Here is a 25,071-nt window from a genome sequence, read left to right as displayed (position 1 = left end):
AAATTCCTTTTTGAAAGTTAGGAGATAACATGGACAAATTACAGCCCTTTTGGGGAATGATGGTCCGTTTCTGGAAAAAGACACATCTTACCCAAATTTTATTATTACTGCTTCTAGTTGTCGTCTTAGTTACGATTGCCTATTTTGGCTGGCTGGCATCACGGGCAAACGTTGATCAATTAAAACAAGGCTTAAGTCAGCCAACGGTTATTTATGATAAAGATGGACAAGTGGCCAGCAATGTGGCAACCAATCGAACGAAGGGTATAACGATTAGTGAAGTACCCAAATATGTCCCTAACGCAGTGGTGGCGATTGAGGATGAACGCTTCTATGAGCATGGCGGCTTTGATATAAAAGGAATCGCCCGTGCCCTTTTCGGGAACATATTTGCTGGAAGGGTTACCGCCGGCGGCAGTACCCTAACCCAGCAGCTTGCTAAAAATGCCCTGCTTTCCCCTGAAAGGACCTATAAACGAAAGGCAGAAGAACTGTTTTTAGCTGTAAAAATTGAAAAGGTTTATACAAAAGATGAGATTCTGCAAATGTATTTAAATCAAGTTTATTTTGGCGGCGGTGCTTGGGGAATCAGCAATGCCTCGAAAAAATATTTTAATAAGGATATTAAGGATGTGACCATCAGCGAAGCAGCGATGATGGCAGGCCTCTTACACTCGCCGAACTATCTTAACCCTTATAATAACTACGATTTAGCGATGAAGCGCCGAAATGTTGTCTTAGCAAAGATGAAAGAACAAGGGATGATTACGGCCGCTCAGTACAATACAGCAAAGAATGAAAAGATTAAGCTTCACGATGGCGGCGGCAGCACGATTGAACGGAAATACCCATACTATGTCGATGCTGTTTTAAATGAGGCCATCTCTAAATACGGATTGACCCAGGATGAAATTCTAACAAGAGGTTATCGGATTTATACGGAGATGGATCAAAATCTGCAATCTGGAATTGAAAATGTTTATAGAAAAAATTATCTTTTCCCTAGGGGTACGGGAGGGAAATTGGTCCAAAGTGGTTCGGTCCTAATGGATCCTGCCTCTGGCGGTGTGCGAGCCCTCGTTGGCGGGCGCGGTGAGCACGTTTTCCGTGGTTTTAACAGGGCCACCCAATTACAGGCCCAGCCGGGGTCCTCCATTAAGCCTTTGGCAGTCTATACTCCTGCCTTAGAAAATGGCTATCAATATTCCTCAGAGCTCGAGGACAAACCGATCACTTTTGGAAACTACAAACCAGAGAATTTTTCAAAGACATTCTCTGGCGAAGTTCCAATGTACAAGGCCCTTGAGGAATCATTAAATGTTCCCGCCGTATGGCTATTAAATAAAATTGGCTTGAACAAAGGCTTGGATTCCTTAAGGCGGTTTGGAATTCCAGTAGAAAAAGAAGACGAAAATCTTGCGGTTGCCTTGGGCGGGATGAGTAAAGGTGTTTCTCCGCTGCAAATGGCCAATGCCTTTTCAGTGTTTGCGAATGAGGGCAAGCGGGAGGACAGTCACTTAATTACCAAAATTGTTGGTCCGACAGGAAATGTAATCGCCGAGCGCCAGGAAAAGACTACTAAAGTAACCACTAAAAAGGTTGCAAATGACATGACTTCGATGTTATTGAATGTAGTTGAGACGGGAACGGGAAGAAAAGCCCATATCCAAGGGGTCCAGATTGCCGGTAAGACAGGCTCTACCCAACTGCCATTCAACGGGGTAAACGGAACAAAGGACCAGTGGATGGTGGGATATACACCGAACCTAGTCGGGGCAATTTGGATTGGCTATGATCAAACGGACAGACAGCACTATCTGCCAAGTGCTAGTTCATCCAATGTCGTACCGATTTTTAAAGAGATTATGCGGGAATCGATCACCCATCTCCCTCATGAGAGCTTTGAAGTGAGCTCGATCAATGACCAGCTGGCGGGTAAATCAGCCGTTAAAAAGAGCATCAATGATCAAGCAAAGGCCATTGGTGCAGAATTGAATGATAATGCAAAGAAAATTGGCTCAACCATAAAAGAGCATGCACCTGAGTTGAAAAATGGTCTTCAAAAGGCCTTATATACGATTGGGGAAGGGATCAATGCCTTAATCGATAAAGCAAAAGAGCTTAGTAAATAAGAACAAAAGCGCAAGCGCCTTGGTTAGCCCCGACAAGCATAAGACGAGCCGGCTGAAAGGTTGCTCTTTAACCTTTTGGACGGATTGACCTAAATGTGGAGGCGACTGCCCTGGGACGAAGGCATAAGACGGCCCCCGCAAGAAGGCGCTTTTTGCCTTCTTCGAGGGATGGCTTATGACTCGAGTCCCAAGGAGCCGCAACTGGATAAGCTTATGACCTCGAGGGGCTAGGCGCTGGAGCTGGACGTATCTAACCCTGTAAAAAGTTATCCACAAGTAGTAAATCTATAATTTCTTAAAACACGAAAAAAACTCCAGCAAAAACTGGAGTTTTTTTATTCTAATAATCCATACTTCCGTTTAAAGCGACTTAAAATCTTCACCCAGATCCCGCCAAATACGACTAAAAAGAAGACGTTGGAGATGGCATGAAAGGTATCAAAGGTGGCACTGCCTGCCATATACAAGACAAACGCCTTCCAAGACTGCGCACCGCCAGACTGAATCAACGCAATAAATCCCCACAAATTCATAATCCAGCCAAACAGGTAACCCCAGATCACTCCAAAGAGGATCTGCCCCCATCTTCTTTTCATGAACGCAGTATTTCTTAACAGACCGGCCGTCAGACCCACTAAGCCCCATGAGACCATCTGCCATGGCGTCCATGGCCCCTGCCCCAAAATCATATTCGAAGCGAGTGCAGCTACAGCCCCAATGACAAAGCCGCTTTCCGCCCCAAACACATACCCAGACATGATAATGACGAAGGTCGTGGGCTGAACACTTGGCAGACTAGCGAATGGAATCCTGCCTACCGCTGCAATGGCAGCAAGGACGGCTAAAAGCACCAATTCCTGCGGTTCCACCTTTCTTGTCTCAAACCGAAAAAGAAAAAGAATAATCGCTAAAAAGACTAAGCCGAAGCTCAACCATAAATAGGAATTCTCCCAGATATAATTTAGTCCTAATAACACAAACATGATAATAAGAATTAAGCCGCTGATTACGGCCCTATTTTTACGCATTACTGCATGACCCCCTTGAGAGTCATTGGAATTTCCTTCTCAGACAGCCCGCGAAATACCTTTTGGATCATCGTCGTATAAAAGAAGTTACCTTTGAAAAACTTCTCCGGTACATCTTCAGAAGTAATCTTTCCTTGAAACATCATTCCGCATTTTGTCGTATACTGTGCTGCAAACTCAACATCATGAGTGGACATCAGGATTGTCATTCCAGTTGCATGAAGGGACAAAAGAATTTTTGCCAAATTCTTTTTTGAAATGGGGTCCAATCCTTTGGTCGGTTCGTCCAATAAAAGAACCTCAGGCTTCCTGACTAGAATACATGCCAAGGCAGCCTTTTGTAGTTCTCCGCCGCTAAGGTCATAAGGATGATTAGACATCAAATGGGCAATCCCTAATTGGTCGAAAAGCTGTTGTGCATCGGTAGGTTTTGATACCTCCCACTGCGCTAACGCCATCTGGAGCTCTTTTTCAACCGTGTCCTGCATAAAATAAAGTTTAGGATTTTGCGGTAAATAGCCAATCTTCGCCGCAATTTCGACCTGTTTATATTTTTTCATAGGTTTCTCATGAAAAAATACAGTGCCGTTATCAGGTTTTAACAAGCCAGCCATCAACTTTAACAAGGTAGATTTCCCTGAACCATTTCCTCCCAGCAGAGCATAAAACTCACCATGACTTATGCACAGTTCAAGTTCATCTAGAATATAGTCCCCTTTTTTTTCATAACGAAAGGAAATATTTTTTAGCTTGATCCGTTCTGTCATTTTGGGAGAGACCCTTGAGGCTCCTGATAAAGTAGGTATTACGCTTTGTTTTTGGACCCAGTCCCTGCCCTCTTTTACCGTTAACGGGAGACTGCCATGCCCATCCATACTTAAAAATAGGGCAGGAATCTTCGGAATATATGCCTTATATTCCGAATTCCACAGCTCACGAAGGACCCGTCTCGGTTCCCCGGAAATTTCCACTTGACCGTTTTCCATCATGACGATTTTGTCGGCCAAGGTAAAAACTTCTTCAAGCCTGTGCTCTGCCATAATAATGGTCATCCCAAATTCTTCGTTCAATCTCTTAAGCAAATCGATAAATTCTCTTGCACTGACGGGATCAAGCTGAGCAGTAGGTTCATCTAGCAGTAAAATACTAGGCTGCATTAATAAAACAGAGGCTAAGTTTATTTGCTGCTTTTTCCCTCCGGAAAGTTCTTGCGATTTTCGATTCAGCAAGGATTCTGCCCCGAAAAAGTGAACCATCTCCGCCACTCGGTTTCTCATTTCGTTTGGATCTAGGCCGATATTTTCCAATCCAAAGACAATTTCATGTAAAACATCATCGGCGACCATCTGGTTTTCCGGATCTTGAAACACAAAACCAACTTCCTGGCTTAGCCCTAGTGTCTCTGCTACAGCCTGACCATTAATGGAAATCCTCCCTGCCAGCGTACCATGCGGCTGGATTTCTTTTTTTAATAAACGTAACAGCGTGCTTTTTCCAGAACCTGATGCCCCAAAAAGGACAACGAATTGCCCCTTATCGATGTTTAGAGAAAGATTCCGAATGGCAGGTTCCTTACTGTCTGGATAGGTAAAACTGACATCTGTTAATTCGATAAGCGCCATCGGAACATTCCACCTGCCTCAACTAATAATGGGAAACTTAAAAATAATGTGTAAGAAATGAAAACTGCTGTATCCATCGACGAAAGATGCCAAGTTTCCATCAGTGGGTAGATTGTAAGAAAACCATATCCTGAAACCCGTTCAACTAAGATAAAGGACAACAGACCAAGTAGATAGATCATTGCAATCCGATCTGCTTGGTTCATTTTAAAATATTCATAGGAGGAACGTGGACCGCGCCCGTAACCCCGCGCTTTCATTGAGTCAGCAGTCTGAATGGCTTCTTCTAATGAAAAGGTTAATAATGTTTGAACATAGAGCATACCATTCTTAGCTCTCGCCCTCCAGCTGCCATGCGTTACGGAAAGACCTTTACTTCTTTGGACCACCGATATCTCATCCAGTCTTCTTCTCATTAACGGAATAAATCTTAGGGTTAACATGAGAAGGACAGCAAATTGTGGTAAAATTTTGGCAAATAAAAATAATAGTTTATTCGGTGTCATGATGACATTATAGGACACGAATATGGCGATAATCCCAATAATCGAGAGGGCATTCATTCCACCATAGACAACCGCTTCCACCGTGACACGGTGTTGGTTGATTTCTACTATCAAATGCCGCCCCCGCTCATTGAACAGCGGATTCATTATCACCATTAGCACGAAGGTCGCGAGAATAAAGAACGACCAGCGCCGTAATCCGTTTAGGCGATCGTGAAGGATATTAATCAAAAAAACAACTGCAATCGAGGTGACTAAAAAAATAGGATGCAGCATGACAATAAGCAAGGATACCGCTCCAGCATAAAAAAGAAAGGGTACCAACGGATGAAAGCGATCAAACCGTAGTCTCATCGCTTGTTCCTCCTAAAGTTATTATTCTGTATAGTAGCATTCAATCCGATCACCAGCTTTTACCTTTATGACGCCGATGCTCTTGGTGATACTAACACCATTGTGCTTAAACACCCAGCCGCTTTTTGCTCCATAATCAAATTCATAAATGTTATCAATACCCTCTATATACGCTGTTGCACCGCTCCCTCTTGAATCTATTTCAATATTTGTTCGTTTTACAACATCAAAGATTGTATCACCATCATTTATTTTTATCTTAGTAGGAGCAAGAATGGTCCCTTTGTCTTTCGGCCCAACAATTGATAACGTAACCGTCGTCACTGGCTTTGGTGCTGGGGCTGCCGGCTTCACAACAGGAGTAGTTGTGGTTGTCTGACTTGTGGTTGTCTGAGTTGTAGTCTTCGTTTTTGCTGGTGTGCTTGTTGTTGCCTTTGCAGCTGGAGTTGTAGGAGTGCTTGCCGTTGTTCCAGCCGGCTTTGCTGCAGATGTTGCACTTTTATTACTAGTTGTAGCTGGGGGAGTTGGCCTTGCCTGGGCAGAATTTTTTTGAACCGGCTGTGCACTTTGTCGGCTTTCCGTTTGCGGAGCCGGTTTTGAGGCTGCCTGCTGCTTTTCTTCTGTTACGGCCGGAGCTGCTGCTAACGGTTTCGTTTGGTCAACTACATTCTGTTGCTGTGAGTCTTGCTCAGCTTTATTGTCTGCTTTTGCGGTTACTTCAACCGTTTTTGTTTCTTTCTTCGTTTCCTGGTTACTGGCGGAACTTGAGCCGCATCCGGTTAAACTAAAGATGACTACTAAAATGGCAAAAAGAACCGCAAAGTTAAACTTGCTTTTCATTGTTTTACCTCCAAACAATCCCCTCTTATCATTCAAAGAGGGGATTATTGATTTTTATGGGTTTTGTTTTCTTTGTTTGATATAAAAAACGCTACCCGCGATGATCAATAAAAGTCCTAAAGCCAAAAGGTTATACATATTCGTCGCTGTATTAGGAAGTGCGTGTCCTGTTTGACTGTTAGTTTTCACAACGGTAGCTGTCGGTGCCGGCTGTTCCGTTTGCGGAGTGACAACAGCCGGGGTCTCGACGGCTGGATTATCTGCCGAAAGGGTGAGATGGTATAAAGAACCTTTTCCATCTGTAAACAGTTTATATGCAACTAATGCTTGAACCGCTTGTGAGGTTGTAAACGGATCACTCACATCTCCTCCCTGCCAGTCAAAACCGCCATCTTTATTTTGGAATGAGAGCATATATTGTACAAGCCCGTTATTGTCTTTCGAAAAATCACCGCTATTGGCATCCATTCCTAGCGCCGATAATGCGATAACCACTTGGGCAGCTGTTGAACTATTATCAATTTTGGATGCTTGATATTGAGTAGACAGATACTTGACGGATGCCTCAACCTTTTCCTTTACACCAGGCTGATCCTTAAATGGTGCAAGTGCAGTTAAAATCATTGCAGTCGTATCAATATCGCTAGTTGAACTTTCGTCCCATGCCCAGCCGCCATCACTGTTTTGTCGATCCGTTAAATAACTAATTAGTTTTTCTTTTGTCCATAGGGCCGAATTCGGTATTGTGAATTCCGCGCTGTCTAAGGCAACTAATGCATAGGCAACCCCATTTAAGCCTTGTTTTGTCACATTTCCATTATAGATTGCTTCAATTAGATTATATCCTTCTACATTTGTCGGATTACCACCCGCAGCTAAAATCCCTAAAGCATATCGTTCGGTATCAGTAATTCTTGAAAACTTTCCTTGTTTTTCTTTCACGATTGCCTTAACTCCAGCAAGATAGTCCTTCGGAAGTGCTTTTCCCGCTTGCTTTAAGGCAATGACCTGCCATTCGCCCACTTCGTTTTTCAGTACATAAGCACTCGTAGAATTTACCGCAGTTTGAAGAATATCAGCTGATATTCCCCCTGGGGATGGCGTTGTTGGTGTTGTCGGTGTTGTCGGTGTTGCCGGTGTTGCCGGTGTTGTTGTTTCTCCATTACCTCCATCTCCTGGAGCAGGTGTATAGGATTCAAGTTGAAAACTGATTTGATTTCCATTCTGAAGCTGGTAACTTTCTGCACCAACAGGAGCCATTTTTCCATCCACATAGAATCCCCAGAAGTTAGATCCCTCGGCTTTAATACCTTTTAATGTGGTAATCATCTTACCATACTGTGTTTCCTCAAACCCAACCTGATCATTTCCTAACGCTACTTGTAATAACTGAAAAGCATTAGGATTCCCAATCACTTCTAACGATGAAAACTCTGCAACTGGGTTCTTTTTATCATCGACAACTTTTAAAGAAACCGTCGACTGTGCTGGTTTAGTATAATCGGTTAGCCTAAATGTTATTTTGTCACCATTTTGAACTACATAAGAGTCCGGTCCAACCTGAGCGGAAATACCATTAATAAAAAAGGCCCAAAATTGTTTATCCCCTGCTTTTACTCCATTAATACCAGTTAGCATCGGTCCATAACTGCTATCTGTATATTCAAGATTTTCTTTACCAACCGCATCAATCAGAGCCTCGGCAGCTGTTTCTTTCTCCCTATATTGGAGTGTTTTTTCCGGTACTACAGCTGCCGTGTCCAACCCTAATACCGTGACACTACCTTGGTTTCCCTCTGCCGCTAGTACTGGTGTTTGGAAGCCGCTTGTCAGTACCATCATGACTAACAACAAAGCCATCCATAAATTCTTTCTTTTTAACATTCTACTTGCATCCCTTTCATTAGAAAAATAGACATAAAAAAATCCCCCTAATAGAAGGAGGAGTGTTATGTACGTTAAGCTAGAAACCATAGTACGTTTCTATTCTTAACACTCTCCTATCCGCGTAGGCTGTTGTGTCGAAAACAGGCAGGTTTCCTGGCTCATGATCATCGCTTCCTGCGTCTTCCCATCTTTCGACAGTGACATCTGCAGGCTGCTCCCATTTACAGTGGCGGGACCGCGTTGGCTTTAAACCAACTTCCCTATTAAGCTTAGAGTCTAGTAAAGACTTAAGCACCTATTTTACCGTGCTATTTTTTTATGATAGGACTATTATATCGACAAATGGCTTCCTTTGTATACACCTATCTTAAAATCATAAATAGTTTAAATAAGAACAGGCATTATCCTGCCTGTTCTTATCCTTTACTGCCCACAGGCATTACTGTTCAATATTTCTGCACAAATTCGCCATTTCAATGGCTGATACTGCCGAATCCCAACCCTTATTTCCAGCTTTCGTACCAGCACGTTCAATCGCCTGCTCAATTGAATCTGTAGTAAGAACGCCAAAAATGACAGGAATACCGCTTGCTAATGCAGTTGCATTTATCCCCTTAGCTGCTTCGTTACAAACATAATCAAAATGTGGTGTGGCACCGCGGATTACTGTTCCAAGGGTAATAACCGCATCATACTTTTTACTGAATGCCATCTTTTGAGCAATCAGCGGTAGTTCAAATGCGCCCGGTACCCAAGCGATATCTACGTCAGATTCGCTTACACCATGACGTTTTAACGCATCCTGCGCACCATCTAATAATTTACCAGTAATAAACTCATTAAATCTCCCGACCACAATCCCAACTTTTAACCCAGTCCCTACTAAATTACCTTCAAAAATATTTGTCATGTTGATTTCCTCCAAGATTAATTTATTTATTTTCAGCCTTCGTTTTTGACGGGCTTTCTTTTTTGGTTTGATACTCAATCAATGCTTCAATGGTAATCATTTTTAGGTTCAATTGATCAGCTAAATTGCGAAGCTGTGGTACACGTGCCATTGTGCCATCTTCATTCATGATTTCACAGATCACTCCGGCAGGCTTTGCTCCACATAATCTGGCTAGGTCAACGGCAGCTTCTGTATGCCCGTTTCTTACCAAGACCCCGCCTTTTTTCGCCATAAGCGGAAACATATGTCCAGGCCTTTTAAAATCCTCCGCTTTTGCTTCTGGATCGAGTAAACTTAACACTGTGGCCGAGCGTTCATAAGCCGATATTCCAGTCGTTGAAAATTTATGGTCAATACTGACAGTAAAAGCCGTTCCATGATAGTCTGTGTTGTGTTCAACCATTGGCTGTAAATCCAGTTTCTTCGCTAATTCTTCCTCTATAGGCACACAGACTAACCCTCTGCCATGGGTAACCATAAGGTTAATAACCGCTGGAGTTGCTTTTTCAGCCAAGGCAATAAAATCCCCTTCATTTTCCCGGTCTTCATCATCACAAACGATAATGACTTTTCCTTCTTTTAAATCCGCTATGGCTTCCTCTATTGAATCGAACATCTAATCACTCCTTATCTTTTTCTATCATTAATAAAATCCGTTTTCTTCTAAGAAACTTTGAGTAAGCCCAGTTTTTTTCTGTTGCTTTGATTCATTACCAATACTTTTGATAAAATGGCCGACATATTTGCCGATCATATCGCATTCTAAATTGACGATATCGCCTGAGCCCTTTAAGCCAATTACAGATTCGGATAAGGTGTGTGGAATGAGCGAAAGGGTAAAACTCGTGTCTGAAACATCAAATACTGTTAAGCTTGTCCCGTCTACCGCCACCGATCCACGTACAATCACATATCTCAGAACCTCAGGATCAGCCTCAATTTCATAATAAACGGCATTTTCCAGTGCTTGTTTTCTTTTAATCATTCCAGTACCATCGATATGACCCGAGACAAAATGTCCGCCAAATCGGCCGCCAGCTGCCATTGCTCTCTCAAGATTGACCCTTGTTCCACTCTGGACATGATTTAGGCTGGTCGCTTTGACTGTTTCCGGCATGACATCCACTGTAAACTGCCTACTTGAAAAAGAAGTAACCGTCAGGCAAACACCATTTACAGAGATGCTGTCACCAAGATGTATATCCTGTAGTATCTTTTCCGCTTCTATCGTTAATACATACGAATTTGCCGCTCGCTGGATCTTTGCCACTTTACCTATTTCCTCAATGATTCCAGTAAACATTATCCTTCTCCTTACTTTTGCTTGCCTTTTTCTACTATCTTTTAACAGGACTATAAAATCTAAACTCCTTCAGAGTATAAAAAAGACCCTAAAGAAACGAATTTCTTTAGGGTCTTTGAAAATGACAATAGGAAATAAAGGGTATTGATAGGCATATTTTTTCCCTATCCATTACCCGCCATTTTATCCTTCTCCCATCCAGACTTTAACTGTCGGCCCTGGAGTTTCACCAGATCCACCGTTTAACTTATGGTTAAACGGGTCACGGACTAAGAAGCAATCGCTTCATCACCGCCGGTTAGGAATTTCACCTGACCCCGAAGGAAATATTTAGCTTTGTGTGTTATTTTATTATACTAAAGGGAAATAGTAAAGGGAAATGCTCCGGTCACATAATTTTAGTAACCGAGTTTACAAACTCCTTCACCACTACAATTTATAGGTTTTCACCGGTAAACAGATTTCAAAATACAAGTCTCCTGACCTATTTTGATGCTTATATTCTTCTTTAAAAATTTCTAATCCTAAGGCTTGGTAATCCTGTTCATAACCATATTCCTTCATCCAAGTGATCAGCTGTCGATATGTATTTGCTACCTCATTCAAGCTGCCTTTATGGGTTGTACAAACATAGTTTTTTCTCGGAATGGAGAATCCCACCATACCATCCGGTACATTTTCAATTTCCCCAACAGGTTTTGTAACATAATAAGTTAACTCTGTCTCCCTGCTATGAAACGGTGCAATCACAACCGGTTCGCTGGTCAGGCAAGAAACTTCCTCTATCCGATCCTCCATTTTACGAAAAAGATTTGGAATTGATTGTGCTTCAGAGAAGGTACCTGTCCAAGGTATACCAACTACTTTTAGTTCGTCTTTCTCTATCACCTTAATACTCACTTTGAAGACCCCCTTTTTTTACTTCATCCTATTCCTATAATTCGAATAATATCCATGAATTCCTTCCTAAATCATTCGACCTTCACAAAAATTTTTCTACAAAAATTCTTTTTTATGGATTTGTTTTTGCTACAGTTGTTTTTTCAGACATATCTCCATTTTCGATTGTTAATCCCCCATAGGACAATCCTTGAAGTTCCTTCCAAACAGCTCGTTTTTCTTGATCACTTTGGTTTACAATTTGGTCGTGTGATATCCTAAATGGAACAAAGGACATCTTCATTTCTTCGTTATCAATATCAACATGAAGAATTCCAGTTTGAGCTGCGTTCCCTTTTATATAATTGGGGAATAAAAAGTTCCCTAGCGAATAGGCAATTGGCTTCCCTTTGTAGTATTCAAATCCTTGGAGCACATGGGGATGACTGCCAATTACCCCGTCTGCACCTGAATCGATCATCTTCCTTGCCCACTCCCGCTGAAACGGCTCGGGAGAACGTTTAGTTTCTACTCCCCAATGGATAAACACGAAAAGATAGTCAGCGGTTGGCTTTTCTTTTTTAATAGTGGATTCGATTAGGCTTAGATCATATCCATTAGCAAGGCCGGGTTTAGTCTCTGTTGCGACCCACGAATAGTCTGGCAGCACCCTTGAGAAAGCGAGTATTTTTACTGTTCTCCCTTTTAATGTGAAGGTTTTTGCGCTATAAGCTTCCTCTTTCGTTAATCCTCCGCCGACGTAATCTAATTGAACCTGTTTTATGGATGCAAGTGTATCGGTAAACCCTGTTTGTCCAAAATCAAGAGAATGATTGTTCGCTAGGCTGACAAGCTGAAAGCCCGCATTTTTTAATCCCGGCAAGGCACTTGGATTTGAACGAAAGGTATATTGCTTTCCTTGTTTTGTCCCACCCGTAGTAACCGATGTCTCCAAATTCAGGATGCTAAGATCACTTGAAACCAGTTCATCTCTTATATGTATAAAAGGATAGTCCGGTCCCTTTTGCTGCACCGTTTCTTTTACGGACCAATCCATCATCGTATCCCCAGCAAAGGTTAAGCGGATCGGCTCCTTGTGAACCTCGTTGAAATTTTCAGTATCATTTCTTATTCTTTCTCTCGAATAATCCCTTCTAAGAAGTGTAACCTGTTCATAAAAGGTACCCCTAAGGTTTAATTGAGCGGACATTGGAAAGAATCTACCGAACCTATTCTTTAAATAGAAGGAAGAGTTTCCAAAGTTGATTTTGTTGTTTTCCTTATTTAATACTATTGTCTTACTGTTTTCCTGTGCATGGACTGGAGTACTTATTCCAAATAGCAGGATCCATAAGAAGGCAAATAATAATTTTCTAGACATGAAAGCAATTTCCTCCTATCTGAAGACTAGTGTAATCAGGAGGACGTAAAAATGCTGTCGGAATTTGTTGAAAAAATAAAAACAGTGGCTGACCCAAAAGTGAGTGATGAATAATTTTAGCACACTCTGTTGATTGGAGCGGAAGGCGCGAAGACTCCTGCGGGAGTACGGGGCAGGGGAGACCCCGCAGGAGCGAAGCGACGAGGAGGCTCCCCGTACCGCCCGCGGAAAGCGAAGTGCCTGGAGCGGAGATCAACAGACTAGTTTAATGAATAAAAAAGAAGGTGCTCCTAAAAGTAATACTTTTGGGACACCTTCTGCATTCGATTTACTTTACTTCCTGCGGTATAGCCAATCCCAACCCTTTGGCAATTCGCTCGCCATATTCTGGATCTGCTTTATAGAAATGCTGAATTTGACGCAATTTGATATCCTCTCGCTCGACCGGTTTCATCGCCCCTACAATCGTATTGACTAATCGAGTTCGCTCCTCTTCAGACATTAAGCGGTATAGATCACCAGTTTGCGTATAATGGTCATCATGGTCGTAGGCAACTTGTGCTGCAGCACCTGTTACCTCAAAAGCAGTTTGACGATGTTGGGCAGCTTCCTTAGGACCGCCATAGCTGTTAGGCTCATAATAAACGGAGCCGCCGCCATTATTGTCAAACCGCATAGCACCATCACGCTGGTAGTTATTCACCTCTGCCTTTGGACGATTGATTGGCAGGAGGTTATGGTTAGGACCTACACGGTAGCGATGGGCATCAGAGTAGGCAAATAATCGGCCTTGAAGCATTTTATCAGGTGAAGCCTCTACCCCGGGTACCATCGTTCCTGGCGAGAAGGTTGCCTGCTCAACCTCGGCAAAATAGTTCTCCGGGTTGCGGTTTAGAACCATTCTGCCGACCTCAATTAAAGGATAATCTTTATGAGACCAGACTTTTGTGACATCAAATGGATCAAATCGATACGTATTGGCATCTTCAAATGGCATGATTTGGACATGAAGCCTCCACGCTGGGAAGTCACCATTCTCAATAGCATTAAATAAATCCTCCGTATGATAATCCGGATTTTCTCCAGCTAATTTTGCCGCCACGTCCGCAGACATATTTTTAACACCTTGTTCACTCTTAAAGTGGTATTTTACCCAGACCGCTTCACCATTCTCATTCACCCATTTAAATGTATGGCTGCCGTAACCATTCATATGACGCAATGTTGCCGGAAGACCACGGTCACCCATTAGATAGGTTACTTGGTGTAAGGATTCAGGCGATAATGACCAGAAATCCCAGACCGCATTCGGATTTTTCAAATGCGTTTTTGGATCTCTTTTTTGCGTATGAATGAAGTCAGGAAACTTGATCGCATCACGAATAAAGAAGATAGGTGTATTATTTCCTACCAAGTCATAGTTCCCTTCCTCTGTGTAAAACTTTACGGCAAAACCACGCGGGTCACGGACCGTATCAGCTGAACCCAGCTCACCAGCAACCGTAGAGAAGCGAATAAACATCGGCGTGCGTTTGCCGACCCCATTAAACAATTTTGCCTTTGTAAATTCCGACATATCTTTTGTCACTTCAAAATAACCATGTGCACCGGCACCCTTGGCATGAACCACACGTTCAGGAACTCGTTCACGGTTAAAATGAGCTAATTTTTCCAGTAAGTGAACATCTTGAATTAAGGTTGGACCTCGTGAACCTGCCGTCATGGAATTTTGATTATCTCCTACAGGGGCACCTGTTCCTGTCGTTAAATGTTTGTTTGTGTTACTCATTTAATCACCTCGTAAACTATTTTTTAAAACTTTAACTAGATTATAATATAAATTTAGTAGAAATCAATACTAAATAATAATTATTATAATCTAATAAACAATATCAATTCTAACTTGTACTCACTATTACATTCGTATTAAAAAAAGAAGGACGTTATTCCCAAAAATAAGAAATAACGTCCAAAAATTTTATTTATTTTGGTTAGAAGTGGAAACCTTCGTGTAGGAAGTTAAATGGAGAAAAAAAACAGACCCTCCAGGGAGAGAGTCTATTTTGCTGATAGGTCTATTGTTTTTGAACGTTGACTGCTTGCGGTCCACGTTGGCCATTTTCGATTTCAAATGTAACCTCTTGACCTTCATCTAAAGTTTTGTATCCATCTCCTTGAATAGCTGAGAAATGAACAAATACATCCTCTCCGCCTTCACGCTCAATGAATCCAAATCCTTTTTCACTGTTAAACCATTTTACTTTACCATGTTCCATTTTCGTTGTAGCCTCCTAGCATGTAGCCATATCATAAATTTTGCAAAATAAACTTGCACATCTAGTTTTACCAAGGTGATAACTCTTTATACCAGTAAAATTTTAATTATTCTAGTACCCATTTTTGTATTGCTTTAGCGACCCCATCTTCTTCATTTGAAGACGTAATCCAGTCGGCTTCTTCCTTCACCACTTCTTGGGCATTTCCCATGGCTACCCCAAGTCCCGCCTCCTTAATCATCATTAAATCATTCCGGCTATCGCCAACCGCCATCACATTTTTCATGTCTATTCCTAATCTCTCGCAGACAACCGCCAGCCCGCGGGCCTTGTTTATTCCGGCCGCATTGACTTCTATGTTTTTTAAAGTAGAATTAGTTAATTCAAATTCACCCTTTGCGGTGAGTTCATTTAGTACTAATTCCCTTGTTGCGTCGTCATCAATCGAAAAACCAAACTTCAACCATTCAAAATTGTAAAGATCCTCTGGTAATTCATTATGCAAGGTCCGTTCTGTATTGATTGCCCAGAACTTGGCTTTATGCTGATTTGAAAGATTCCACATCCACTGGATATGCTCAGGGCTTACGAGGTTTCTCTCAACTAATTCCCGATTTTCATCCCAAATCTCGCTCCCATTTACGGTTACCAAATAGGAGCCGAGTTCTAAGTCATCTGCATGTTCACGGCAGGTTAACAATGAACGGCCGGTACTTAGAACAACGATAACCCCTTTATCTTTTGCAGATTTAATGGCTTGACGATTGGCTAGTGAAATACACCCTTTATTGTTTAATAAGGTCCCATCCATATCGAGCGCAACTAATTTAACCTCAACATCACTTTTGAAGTTTTCCATTATTGTCATAAACTCCCTTCTCCCGTGTTCTTATATAAGATACCATTATTACTAGGTTGATTTCAAAAATGATCAATCATCAGTTTACATAATATAATTATCGGTGCAAAAAATTCCTGCTGTCCCAGCAGGAATTGGATTATAAATAAACTTAATGATGGTGATGATGTCCACCTTTTGAAGGGTTCGTAATCAGCCACTCTTCATTTGGAACATGGAAAAATTGGATCCAGATATCGTCTAGGTATTCATCATTTTTATCGAGGATGAAATCTATTTCCTTATCCGATTTGACTACTTCGTCATTTTCAGTTGGAGTATCAAGCTTCAAATCATAATGGGCATGATCTCCGTGCACACTTGTCACATAAACGCGAAATAATTTGCCTTCTGCCCCAGCTTCTTCCAACATCTTTTTCAATGCTTTTGCCGCATGCCGATTAACTTTTACCTTCATCATGTGCTCTCCTCTATTATGTATTCTGCTTTATTATCCCACGATAGGCTCAAAATAGACAATTTTAAAACCTAAATGAGCTATAATGTAGGTAAATTGGTAATTCATTTCCCCTTTTCCATTCCATTTCCAGATTAGCATTTTAAATCCTTAACAAATTTGTCACAACTTTTTCAATAAACCTATATAAACATTATGGCGAAATTGTTAATATTGTGATAGCAAAATTGTTCAGCTAATGAATATTAGTTAAGAATTAATTTAAATTCAATTACTTGTAATTTCAAAGTAAATGTATTATTCTAATGAAGTTTGTGAATACATTCACGTTGGAATTGTGAACAAATGAACAAATATTTTTGGAGGGAAATAAAACATGCTTAAAAAGAACTATATTGTTCCACTTTTGGCTTTATTGCCTGTGCTGCTCCTTAGCGGATGTGATTCAAAAATGCTTGTTTTTGATCCAAAAGGGCCTGCAGCAAGAGAAATTCTTGACTTAATTAACTGGTCATTAGTCTTTATGGCTCTTGTGGTTGTTGTTGTAGTTGGTTTATTCGGATACATCGTTTGGAAATACCGTGCAACAGATGCGAATAAAGACTATGAGCCTCCAGAGGAACACGGCAGTACAAAATTAGAGTTAATTTGGACTTTTATTCCAATTCTAATCGTTATTGCTCTCACGATTCCGACTGTAAAAACGATTTACAAGCTTGAAAAGGTTCCTGCTGGGTATGAAAATAAGAAGCCGATTACGATTAACGTGACCTCAGCTGACTGGAAGTGGATTTTTAGTTATCCGGAACAAGGAATTGAAACGGTCAATTATGTGAACATTCCTGCTGGCACACCTGTTAAGTTTAAATTAACATCTGCCGGTACAATGCAATCATTCTGGGTTCCACAATTAGGCGGTCAGAAGTATACAATGAATAAAATGGAAACTGAATTGTATCTTACTGCCGATCAAGTTGGAGAGTACTTAGGAAGAAACACGAACTTTAACGGAAGAGGCTATGCTGATATGGAGTTTACCGTTGAGGCTAAGTCTACAAAAGACTTTCAAAAATGGGTTAAAGATGTAAAATCTAAGGCTCCTAAATTAACAGAGAAAAAATACGACGAATTGCTGAAACCAACCCATTTAGGGCGTGAAACCTTCGTCGGTACACATCTGCAATGGGTTGACCATGGACAAATGAACTCAAAAACTTATACGAATCCAAAATTATATGAAGTCCATGGCGTAAAAGGTCAAATCTTTAAGGATGAAGAGCCTTCTACCGAGACATCAAAAGAAACATCGGATAGCTCGAAAGATAATTCAAACGGAGGTGAACAATGATGGGAAGCATAAATTGGCATGATTTCTTTATCGTCGGCAACCCTCTCATCCTAGGTTCGCAGATTGCTATTTTACTAACTGTTATTGGTATTGTAGCTTTAGTAAGTTATTTAAAAAAATGGAAGTGGCTTTGGCGCGAATGGTTGACCACTGTTGACCATAAACGAATTGGGATTATGTATATCCTTTCGGGTGTGTTAATGTTTTTCCGCGGTGGTGTGGATGGACTTTTAATGAAAGCCCAAACCTCACGTCCGGAATTAAAGTTTTTAGATGCGCAGCACTACAATGAAATTTTTACAACACACGGCGTTATCATGATTCTTTTTGCAGCGATGCCATTATTAATTGGGATTATGAACGTTGTTGTTCCTTTACAAATTGGGGCACGTGATGTTGCGTTCCCACAATTGAATGCACTAAGCTTTTGGTTATTCTTTGCAGGTGCGATGCTTTTCAACATTTCGTTTGTTATCGGCGGATCTCCTGATGCAGGTTGGACTGCCTACTTCCCTCTAGCGGGTAAAGAATTTACTCCAGGTATCGGGAACAATTATTATGCGGTCGCTTTGCAGATTGCAGGTATCGGTACCCTGATGACCGGGATTAACTTTGTTGTTACAGTTCTAAAGATGAGAACAAAAGGCATGGGCCTTATGAAAATGCCAATGTTTACTTGGACTTCTTTTATTGCGTCTGTAATCATTGTGTCGGCCTTTCCAATTTTCACAGTTGCCCTAGCGCTGATGACTTTTGACCGTATTTTCGGTACTCATTTCTTTACATTAAGCGGCGGCGGAATGGATATGATGTGGGTTAACCTATTCTGGTTATGGGGACACCCTGAGGTTTATATCGTGGTACTTCCAGCATTCGGGATGTTCTCTGAGATCATTTCAACTTTCTCTCGCAAATCGCTTTTTGGTTATAAATCAATGGTATTTTCGATTGTCGGTATTGCAGCCTTAAGTATGTTAGTATGGGTTCACCACTTCTTTACAATGGGTTCAGGCCCTGCTGTTAACTCCGTATTCTCCATCACAACGATGATGATCGCGATCCCGACAGGAGTTAAGATGTTTAACTGGTTATTCACGATGAGAAAAGGCCGGATTCAATTTACGACAGCGATGCTTTGGGCACTTGCATTCGTTCCTTGCTTTATCATCGGTGGTGTCACAGGGGTTATGCTTGCAATGGGTGCAGCAGATTATCAATATCATAACACCCTATTCCTTGTTGCTCACTTCCACTATGTCTTAATACCTGGTGTCGTGTTCGCGGTATTCGGGGCGCTATATTACTGGTGGCCAAAAATGTTCGGTCATATGTTAAATGAAAAGCTTGGTAAAATTCATTTCTGGTTATTCGTCATTGGTTTTAACGTAACATTTATGCCAATGTTCTTCCTTGGTCTTGATGGAGCGGTACGCCGTGCGTACACATTCTCTGCGGAATCAGGATTTGCACCATTGTTCTTAGTTTCTGCTATTGGTGCGGTAATTTTAGCGGCTGGTTTTGCGGTTCTTTGCTACAACATTTACTGGAGTGCTAGATATGCAGACCGTAATATTTCTAACGATCCATGGGATGCAAGAACACTAGAATGGGCAACTGCTTCACCTGTTCAATTCTATAACTTTGCTAAACAACCAGAAGTAAAGTCAATCGATGCTTTCTGGTATATGAAAAAGCATAATGAAGGTCTTACTTTGAAAGACGAAGAAATTGAAGAAATTCATATGCCTAGCAATTCAGGTCTGCCATTCTATATGGGTGTTATCTTCGGAGTTGCCGGTTTCTTCCTTGTCTTTGAATGGAAGATCGCTGCCCTTGTGGCAACTGTCGGTATCCTTGGCGGATTAATCGTACGTTCTTTCGATTATAATGACGGCTTCCATGTGAAAGTCGATGAAATTAAAAAAATTGAGAAGGCATGGCGCGGTAAAGATAAAGGGGTGAACAACCATGTCAGCTAATGTAAATACAGCTTTACCACTTGAATATCAAACAGAACAAAACCGTATGAACTTTCTTGGCTTCTGGATTTTCCTAGGAGCCGAGATTATCCTCTTCGGTACACTTTTTGCAACATTCTCGGTCCTTAATGCAAGATATGCGGGTGGTCCTACTCCACATGATCTTTTTGAAATAAAGGGTGTCATGATTGAAACCATTTTGCTGTTAACAAGTAGTTTTACCATGGGTCTTGCTATTTATGAAATGCGCCGGAATAATCGTAATGGGTTAATTCTCTGGTTTGTCATTACCCTGCTGCTTGGTGCAGGCTTCGTATTCTTTGAAGTAACTGAATTTATTAATTATGTTCATGAAGGTGCTACTATGCAAACCAGCGCTTTCTTATCTAGCTTCTTTGTCTTGCTTGGTACCCACGGTCTTCACGTAAGTATGGGTATTGGCTGGGCAACCATGGTTATTATTCAATTACTGCAAAGAGGTTTAACACCTGTTACTGCAAGAAAGACGTTTATTATCGGCCTATACTGGCACTTCTTGGATGTTGTTTGGATCTTTATCTTCACATTTGTGTATTTAGCAAGGATGGTGGCATAAAATGGCTAAAAATACAAAAGGATTTCCGTTAACTCACGTCTTGGGCTTTATCGCTTCGTTGGTACTTACCTTCGCAGCATTAGGTATTGCTTTAAAAACATCTCTTTCCTTCAAGACCATTCTTTGGGTGATTGGCAGCTTAGCCGTCATCCAAGCTGCCCTGCAGCTCTTCATGTTCATGCACTTGAACGAAGGTGAAGACGGCAAATCAAATATCATCAACATCGCTTCCGGAGTGTTCATCGCATTCGTAGCGGTAGCCGGATCTATTTGGGTCATGTCATTCGGAATGTAAGTTTAAATAGTGATAACAGTAATAAAGGTGACAGGCACCATGTGAATTCTCACATGGTGCCTGTCACCTTTTCTTTATTTTGTCGTGTGTTTTCTTTTTGTCCGGACCATTTGGTAACCAATGAAGGCTACATAAAGTGGGATGGCGACATAAATGAAGTATGGAAAACGGTGCGATTCTTTTTTAAAGACAATGTAGATTGCATATCCTAGGAATAGAGTAATGATGATTCCATATTTCGGCAAGGGTATTTCCTTTAAACTTGGGATTTTAATGGTACTCACCATCAAAATGCATAATACGAAAAAAGCAATTACAAAAATGAACCCTGGCATTTTCAATTGAAATAAGGTTAAAAGGGTTAATAGACCGCCTGCTGCTGTAATCGGAACACCTGTAAAATGTTTTAGTGAGGATTTAACAGCGTTGATATTAAACCGAGCTAACCGATAGGCGCCAAATAACGGGAATAGTCCAGCAACAGCCATTCCAAGTATGCCAAAGGAAGAAAAGTACGAATAATAGGCCATCATCGCAGGAGCCACTCCGAAAGTGACAATGTCGGCCAATGAGTCCAATTCCTTCCCTAATTCACTATCCGCCCGCAGCATTCTGGCCATCCGGCCATCCATGCTGTCAAGCATCATCCCAATTAAAATTAGAATCGCTGCATTCTTGTAATCCCCTTCTGCGGAACTCATTACAGATAAAAAACCAAAAAATAAATTTGCAAGTGTAAATAAGTTAGGAATACTGTTTCTGATAATATGTATCACTCCAAAAAAATAATAAAATTAGGCAGGTTTTTTTTGCCGGTTATGATTTCTATTATAACGCTTTTCTTTGTAAATTTGGAAAAACAAAATGGCCGTTCCCACCCAAAAGCCACTTGCAAAATACCCGCCAATAATATCACTCGGGTAGTGAACCCCGAGATAAATTCGACTCCTCCCAATCAATATAAAAATAAATATGCTTCCCACTAATAAAATAGCCCGGCCCCATCGATATGAAATGTGACGCCAAAGCAAAAAAGTGATGGTTGCATAAACTGTAAAAGCATTCATCGCATGACCACTGGGAAAGCTATAGCCGCCAATCTCAATTAATCGATTAAAATCAGGACGCATTCGATGAAAAAATTGCTTTAAAAGTTGATTAAGTATGGCTGAACCGATAACAGCATAAACAAATAAAATGAGTTCCAGACGATGATGCAGAACTTTATATAGAAAAAATAACAAGATGAGACTTAACACTACAACAAATGGCGCTGAACCAATAAAAGTAAAAAACATCATGATCCGAGTAAGGGCGGGAGTTTCCCATCCTTGGACATACCCAATAATGGTGCTGTCAAAACGAATAATTTTATGGTCACTAATCCATAATGACATAAAACAAAAACCAATTATAGAGGCTAAACTAATGAGGAACGCCAAAGTTAAATGTGATTTTAATTTCATGAATGATCCTCTTTAGACGCTAATGTGTCCTAACCTTAATATCTCTTTTACTTGGAATAGTATGTGAAACATAGAAGGACACTACCTTAGAGAATAAAGGAAAACTCGCCAAATGGCGAGTCCTTTCTCAAACATTTGCTTTTTTTGTTTCTCGCTGCTCTTTTGAAAAGACCCAGCCAGCTGCTGCAATTCCAACTAACACGAAATAAAAGCTTACCTTCCATTCCGTGGAATGGGCAAATTCCTCATTTAAAATCGCCAATGATGGATGTGACAGTGTATAAACAGCAAGCTTTACTCCTACCCAGCCCACAATCGTAAAGGCTGCAATTTCGAGTCCAGGTCTCCTTTCCAACAGTTTTACGAATTGATTTGCGGCAAAACGCATGATGACAAGGCCGATAATACCACCAGCAAAAATGACAAGGAATTTACCACCATCAAGGCCACCGATATTTGGAAGCGGTGTGTCTGGAAGAACCACTGCCATCGCTACTGCTGCCAGAATTGAATCAACGGCAAAGGCAATATCCGCCACTTCCACCTTAAATACCGACATCCAAAATCCGCTGCTCTTCTTAGAAACTGTTTCGACGTTGTCTTCTGCTTTTCTCTTTACTACTTTCCGGAAAATATGGTTTACTGCCATAAAAATTAAATATAGTGCTCCAATAGCCTGCACCTGCCAAACGTCTACAAGGTACGAAATAACAAATAAAGAGGCAAAACGGAATATAAACGCCCCTGCTAAACCATAGAACAATGCTTTTTTTCGGTCTTCTTCAGGAAGATGTTTTACCATAATTGCAAGGACGAGGGCATTGTCTGCTGCTAGCAGTCCTTCTAAAGCGACCAAAATGAGTAACACCCAGCCATATTCCAATAATAAAGTAACATCCATACCTAATTCCTCCCTAAGGGTCCATTTTTTCAAATACTCCCTCACGCCATAAAAATAGGCCTTTACTGTAACAGTAAAGGCCTAAAAAACACAGAAAAGACCTTTACAGTAAAGTAAAGGTCTTGCTAACAACGTTCATGTTGCCAATAAAGCCGGAGAAAGTTATTTCTCGAAATGACGACTTTATTGTAGCAGCTACTCCCCTTTAAAAGGAAATATTTAATTACTATTAATATACTAAACTGGAATAAAGATGTCAATGATTTTTATAGGCCATATACCTCTGTATATTTTTTCTCCAGATATTCGATGAGGTAATCGGCATTTAACTCCTCACCAGTTACTTTAACAATTAACTCATTCGGGGTATAAAGTTTTCCATACTGATGGATATTCTCCTTCAACCAGTCTTGAATAATCTCAAGATTGCCGTTTTCAATCTGGCTGTAGAGATCCGGGATGTCCTGTTGAATGGTGCGGAGAATTTGCGCTGCATATAAATTTCCTAATGAGTACGATGGAAAATAGCCAATCCCGCCAAAGGACCAGTGTACATCCTGCAAGACCCCTTCTGTATCCGTACTAGGCGTAATCCCCAGGTAATCCCTCATTTTCTGATTCCAAATTGCCGGTAAATCCCTAGCTTCAATTTCTCCGCCGATTAAGGCTTTTTCGATTTCATAGCGCAGCATAATATGCAGGTTATAGGTGAGTTCATCTGCCTCGACACGAATCATTGAAGGCTCAACGGTATTAACGGCACGATAGAATTCCTCCTCCGTCACATTCTGCAATTGAACGGGAAAATACTCGGCAAGCTTAGGAAAAAAGAAATGCCAAAATTCCCTGCTGCGGCCGATCATATTTTCCAAAAATCTCGATTGTGATTCATGAATTCCAAAAGATGCCCCACTCTGGAGTACGGATTCTTCGAAGCTTGGATTGATATGCTGTTCATAAATGCCATGTCCTGCCTCATGAATCGTCCCAAATAATGCCGAGCGCACATTTTTTTCTAAATAACGCGTTGTTAAACGGACATCTCCAATATTAACGGTTTGCGCAAACGGGTGGACAGTTTCATCAAGTCGCCCGGCCTGCATATCAAAACCAATCAAAGGTAAAATAAACCGATTAAAGGCCTTTTGTTTTTCAATCTCAAAGGATTGATTAAACATCTCCACATTTGTTGGTTGACCATCCTTCCTGATTCTGTCTAACAAGTGCACACTTGATTTCCGTAATTTGGCAAATAACGGATCCAATTTTTTCACCGTTAATCCTGGCTCATACTCATCGAGCAAAGCATCATAAGGGTGGTCATCATAGCCATATATTTCAGCAAATTGCCTTTTATAGTCAATTATTTTTTCTAAAAAGGGCAGATAGCTGGCAAAATCATTGTTTTCTCTAGCTTCTTCCCAGGCATCATTGGCCTGGGCAGTTAGAATACTATATTCCTTGAACAGATCAGCAGGTATGGCTTGAGATTTTTGATAATAATCGTTATATTCGCGTACTTTTGCCTTTGTCACTTGGTCCAATTGTGAACGATTTTCTTTTAGAGTAAGCGTTTCTAACAATTGACCCATTTCTTGTGATACCGACAACTGAAAGATTTCGGTTCGTAAGGTTCCGGTGGCTTTGGCAAAAACGTTGCGGCCTTTTTTCGGCGCCATCACTTTTTGGTCCCAATCCACTAATCCCAAGATGCTAGAGTAGTGCGTTATTTTCTCGTCCAGCAGGTTAAACTGTTCCAATGTCTTTTTTAATGAGGATGGTTGAACCATGTTCTGCTCCATTATAGACGACCCCCTATCTGACTTCATACTCATTTATTATAAAGTAAAAATTCAAATATTGGTGAAGTTTCTAAAAACTCATTTCTCTAAGTTTTAAAGGATCCTCCCACTTTACTATGCTAAAAAATAAATGGATCAACCAAATTCACCTATATTTCCTATTACAATCAGGCATAATAATGAAAAGGAAACTATTTGGATAAAAGGAT

General features: G+C 41.0%; 22 protein-coding genes, 1 pseudogene and 2 riboswitches. Of the genes and pseudogenes, 5 read left to right on the top strand and 18 right to left on the bottom strand.

Features of this window, described 5'->3' with window-relative positions; all coding sequences use genetic code 11:
* Positions 1 to 29 precede the first annotated feature (29 nt).
* Positions 30 to 2,132 (top strand): transglycosylase domain-containing protein, encoded by a 2,103-nt coding sequence (locus L1999_RS11710; RefSeq protein WP_235743696.1) that lies wholly within the window; start codon positions 30 to 32, stop codon positions 2,130 to 2,132.
* Positions 2,133 to 2,467: 335 nt separating this feature from the next.
* Here the strand turns inward: L1999_RS11710 and L1999_RS11705 are convergent, their stop codons facing one another.
* The 14 genes and pseudogenes from L1999_RS11705 to L1999_RS11640 all read right to left on the bottom strand — a co-directional run bounded on the left by L1999_RS11705 (position 2,468) and on the right by L1999_RS11640 (position 16,476).
* Entirely contained in the window at positions 2,468 to 3,160 is a 693-nt protein-coding gene (locus L1999_RS11705; protein WP_235743695.1) for an ECF transporter S component, read from the bottom strand.
* Positions 3,160 to 4,782, bottom strand: a complete 1,623-nt coding sequence (locus L1999_RS11700) for an ABC transporter ATP-binding protein (RefSeq protein WP_235743694.1) — start codon at positions 4,780 to 4,782, stop codon at positions 3,160 to 3,162. The genes L1999_RS11705 and L1999_RS11700 overlap by 1 nt, the downstream gene beginning before the upstream one ends.
* Positions 4,764 to 5,642, bottom strand: a complete 879-nt coding sequence (locus tag L1999_RS11695) for an energy-coupling factor transporter transmembrane component T (RefSeq protein ID WP_235743693.1) — start codon at positions 5,640 to 5,642, stop codon at positions 4,764 to 4,766. Before L1999_RS11695 ends, L1999_RS11700 begins: the two co-directional genes overlap by 19 nt.
* Positions 5,643 to 5,663: 21 nt before the next feature.
* Entirely contained in the window at positions 5,664 to 6,482 is an 819-nt protein-coding gene (locus tag L1999_RS11690; RefSeq protein WP_235743692.1) for a DUF4430 domain-containing protein, read from the bottom strand.
* A 54-nt stretch (positions 6,483 to 6,536) separates the two neighbouring features.
* On the bottom strand, positions 6,537 to 8,366 hold the full coding sequence (locus tag L1999_RS11685; protein WP_235743691.1) for a DUF4430 domain-containing protein: 1,830 nt from the start codon (positions 8,364 to 8,366) through the stop codon (positions 6,537 to 6,539).
* A 129-nt stretch (positions 8,367 to 8,495) separates the two neighbouring features.
* A riboswitch (cobalamin riboswitch) is annotated at positions 8,496 to 8,683 on the bottom strand.
* Between the two features lie 125 nt (positions 8,684 to 8,808).
* Positions 8,809 to 9,279, bottom strand: coding sequence for a 6,7-dimethyl-8-ribityllumazine synthase (gene ribH / locus L1999_RS11680; RefSeq protein ID WP_215046153.1), 471 nt, complete (start codon positions 9,277 to 9,279; stop codon positions 8,809 to 8,811).
* A gap of 31 nt (positions 9,280 to 9,310) precedes the next feature.
* A pseudogene (gene ribB, locus L1999_RS11675) lies at positions 9,311 to 9,937 on the bottom strand (3,4-dihydroxy-2-butanone-4-phosphate synthase); the annotation flags it as partial.
* Positions 9,938 to 9,964: 27 nt separating this feature from the next.
* A complete protein-coding gene (ribE, locus tag L1999_RS11670; RefSeq protein ID WP_235743690.1) occupies positions 9,965 to 10,624 on the bottom strand; it encodes a riboflavin synthase in 660 nt (219 codons plus the stop codon).
* Between the two features lie 182 nt (positions 10,625 to 10,806).
* Positions 10,807 to 10,953: riboswitch (FMN riboswitch) on the bottom strand.
* A gap of 100 nt (positions 10,954 to 11,053) precedes the next feature.
* Positions 11,054 to 11,524 (bottom strand): GyrI-like domain-containing protein, encoded by a 471-nt coding sequence (locus L1999_RS11665; RefSeq protein ID WP_235743689.1) that lies wholly within the window; start codon positions 11,522 to 11,524, stop codon positions 11,054 to 11,056.
* 112 nt (positions 11,525 to 11,636) lie between these two features.
* Positions 11,637 to 12,884 (bottom strand): CapA family protein, encoded by a 1,248-nt coding sequence (locus tag L1999_RS11660; protein ID WP_235743688.1) that lies wholly within the window; start codon positions 12,882 to 12,884, stop codon positions 11,637 to 11,639.
* Between the two features lie 328 nt (positions 12,885 to 13,212).
* Positions 13,213 to 14,673, bottom strand: coding sequence for a catalase KatA (gene katA, locus L1999_RS11655; protein ID WP_235743687.1), 1,461 nt, complete (start codon positions 14,671 to 14,673; stop codon positions 13,213 to 13,215).
* A 286-nt stretch (positions 14,674 to 14,959) separates the two neighbouring features.
* Complete coding sequence (locus L1999_RS11650; protein ID WP_215046162.1) at positions 14,960 to 15,160, bottom strand: cold-shock protein; 201 nt, start codon at positions 15,158 to 15,160, stop codon at positions 14,960 to 14,962.
* A 106-nt stretch (positions 15,161 to 15,266) separates the two neighbouring features.
* Positions 15,267 to 16,019, bottom strand: a complete 753-nt coding sequence (locus tag L1999_RS11645) for a Cof-type HAD-IIB family hydrolase (protein ID WP_235744328.1) — start codon at positions 16,017 to 16,019, stop codon at positions 15,267 to 15,269.
* A 151-nt stretch (positions 16,020 to 16,170) separates the two neighbouring features.
* Entirely contained in the window at positions 16,171 to 16,476 is a 306-nt protein-coding gene (locus tag L1999_RS11640) for an iron-sulfur cluster assembly accessory protein (RefSeq protein WP_235744327.1), read from the bottom strand.
* Between the two features lie 376 nt (positions 16,477 to 16,852).
* Between L1999_RS11640 and qoxA the strand changes: the two genes are divergently transcribed.
* Genes qoxA through qoxD form a run of 4 tightly spaced genes read left to right on the top strand, consistent with a single transcriptional unit; the run spans position 16,853 to position 20,693 of the window.
* A complete protein-coding gene (gene qoxA, locus L1999_RS11635; RefSeq protein ID WP_235743686.1) occupies positions 16,853 to 17,824 on the top strand; it encodes a cytochrome aa3 quinol oxidase subunit II in 972 nt (323 codons plus the stop codon).
* Positions 17,821 to 19,803: a cytochrome aa3 quinol oxidase subunit I gene (gene qoxB, locus L1999_RS11630; RefSeq protein WP_430540012.1), complete on the top strand. Its 1,983-nt coding sequence runs from the start codon at positions 17,821 to 17,823 to the stop codon at positions 19,801 to 19,803. The genes qoxA and qoxB overlap by 4 nt, the downstream gene beginning before the upstream one ends.
* Positions 19,793 to 20,398 carry a cytochrome aa3 quinol oxidase subunit III gene (gene qoxC / locus L1999_RS11625; protein WP_235743685.1) on the top strand — a complete coding sequence of 202 codons (606 nt, stop codon included), beginning with the start codon at positions 19,793 to 19,795 and terminating at the stop codon, positions 20,396 to 20,398. Before qoxB ends, qoxC begins: the two co-directional genes overlap by 11 nt.
* Position 20,399: 1 nt before the next feature.
* The gene (gene qoxD / locus L1999_RS11620) at positions 20,400 to 20,693 is read left to right on the top strand and encodes a cytochrome aa3 quinol oxidase subunit IV (protein ID WP_235743684.1); all 294 of its coding nucleotides are present in this window, start codon (positions 20,400 to 20,402) and stop codon (positions 20,691 to 20,693) included.
* A gap of 74 nt (positions 20,694 to 20,767) precedes the next feature.
* Here the strand turns inward: qoxD and pssA are convergent, their stop codons facing one another.
* The 4 genes from pssA to L1999_RS11600 form a co-directional block, all read right to left on the bottom strand.
* Entirely contained in the window at positions 20,768 to 21,394 is a 627-nt protein-coding gene (gene pssA / locus L1999_RS11615) for a CDP-diacylglycerol--serine O-phosphatidyltransferase (protein ID WP_235743683.1), read from the bottom strand.
* Between the two features lie 93 nt (positions 21,395 to 21,487).
* Positions 21,488 to 22,159 (bottom strand): phosphatase PAP2 family protein, encoded by a 672-nt coding sequence (locus L1999_RS11610; RefSeq protein ID WP_235743682.1) that lies wholly within the window; start codon positions 22,157 to 22,159, stop codon positions 21,488 to 21,490.
* 127 nt (positions 22,160 to 22,286) lie between these two features.
* Positions 22,287 to 23,060 (bottom strand): TerC family protein, encoded by a 774-nt coding sequence (locus tag L1999_RS11605; protein ID WP_235743681.1) that lies wholly within the window; start codon positions 23,058 to 23,060, stop codon positions 22,287 to 22,289.
* A gap of 266 nt (positions 23,061 to 23,326) precedes the next feature.
* The gene (locus tag L1999_RS11600; RefSeq protein ID WP_235743680.1) at positions 23,327 to 24,862 is read right to left on the bottom strand and encodes a carboxypeptidase M32; all 1,536 of its coding nucleotides are present in this window, start codon (positions 24,860 to 24,862) and stop codon (positions 23,327 to 23,329) included.
* Between the last annotated feature and the right edge of the window lie 209 nt (positions 24,863 to 25,071).

Source organism: Neobacillus drentensis (assembly GCF_021560175.1).
In the GTDB taxonomy this organism is placed as follows: Bacteria; Bacillota; Bacilli; order Bacillales; family Cytobacillaceae; genus Neobacillus; species Neobacillus drentensis_A.
This window is presented reverse-complemented; position numbering and strand designations above follow the sequence as displayed.

Bases quoted from the DNA above. Each gene is read 5' to 3' on its own strand.
- L1999_RS11695 (WP_235743693.1), bottom strand. From the start codon at position 5,642: ATGAGACTACGGTTTGATCGCTTTCATCCGTTGGTACCCTTTCTTTTT.
- qoxA (WP_235743686.1), top strand. From the start codon at position 16,853: ATGCTTAAAAAGAACTATATTGTTCCACTTTTGGCTTTATTGCCTGTG.
- L1999_RS11685 (WP_235743691.1), bottom strand. From the start codon at position 8,366: ATGTTAAAAAGAAAGAATTTATGGATGGCTTTGTTGTTAGTCATGATG.
- L1999_RS11660 (WP_235743688.1), bottom strand. From the start codon at position 12,884: ATGTCTAGAAAATTATTATTTGCCTTCTTATGGATCCTGCTATTTGGA.
- qoxC (WP_235743685.1), top strand. From the start codon at position 19,793: ATGTCAGCTAATGTAAATACAGCTTTACCACTTGAATATCAAACAGAA.
- pssA (WP_235743683.1), bottom strand. From the start codon at position 21,394: ATGAGTTCCGCAGAAGGGGATTACAAGAATGCAGCGATTCTAATTTTA.
- ribE (WP_235743690.1), bottom strand. From the start codon at position 10,624: ATGTTTACTGGAATCATTGAGGAAATAGGTAAAGTGGCAAAGATCCAG.
- L1999_RS11605 (WP_235743681.1), bottom strand. From the start codon at position 23,060: ATGGATGTTACTTTATTATTGGAATATGGCTGGGTGTTACTCATTTTG.
- L1999_RS11600 (WP_235743680.1), bottom strand. From the start codon at position 24,862: ATGGAGCAGAACATGGTTCAACCATCCTCATTAAAAAAGACATTGGAA.
- ribH (WP_215046153.1), bottom strand. From the start codon at position 9,279: ATGACAAATATTTTTGAAGGTAATTTAGTAGGGACTGGGTTAAAAGTT.
- qoxD (WP_235743684.1), top strand. From the start codon at position 20,400: ATGGCTAAAAATACAAAAGGATTTCCGTTAACTCACGTCTTGGGCTTT.
- L1999_RS11650 (WP_215046162.1), bottom strand. From the start codon at position 15,160: ATGGAACATGGTAAAGTAAAATGGTTTAACAGTGAAAAAGGATTTGGA.
- L1999_RS11705 (WP_235743695.1), bottom strand. From the start codon at position 3,160: ATGCGTAAAAATAGGGCCGTAATCAGCGGCTTAATTCTTATTATCATG.
- L1999_RS11710 (WP_235743696.1), top strand. From the start codon at position 30: ATGGACAAATTACAGCCCTTTTGGGGAATGATGGTCCGTTTCTGGAAA.
- qoxB (WP_430540012.1), top strand. From the start codon at position 17,821: ATGATGGGAAGCATAAATTGGCATGATTTCTTTATCGTCGGCAACCCT.
- L1999_RS11645 (WP_235744328.1), bottom strand. From the start codon at position 16,019: ATGGAAAACTTCAAAAGTGATGTTGAGGTTAAATTAGTTGCGCTCGAT.
- L1999_RS11610 (WP_235743682.1), bottom strand. From the start codon at position 22,159: ATGAAATTAAAATCACATTTAACTTTGGCGTTCCTCATTAGTTTAGCC.
- L1999_RS11690 (WP_235743692.1), bottom strand. From the start codon at position 6,482: ATGAAAAGCAAGTTTAACTTTGCGGTTCTTTTTGCCATTTTAGTAGTC.
- L1999_RS11700 (WP_235743694.1), bottom strand. From the start codon at position 4,782: ATGGCGCTTATCGAATTAACAGATGTCAGTTTTACCTATCCAGACAGT.
- katA (WP_235743687.1), bottom strand. From the start codon at position 14,673: ATGAGTAACACAAACAAACATTTAACGACAGGAACAGGTGCCCCTGTA.
- L1999_RS11640 (WP_235744327.1), bottom strand. From the start codon at position 16,476: ATGAAGGTAAAAGTTAATCGGCATGCGGCAAAAGCATTGAAAAAGATG.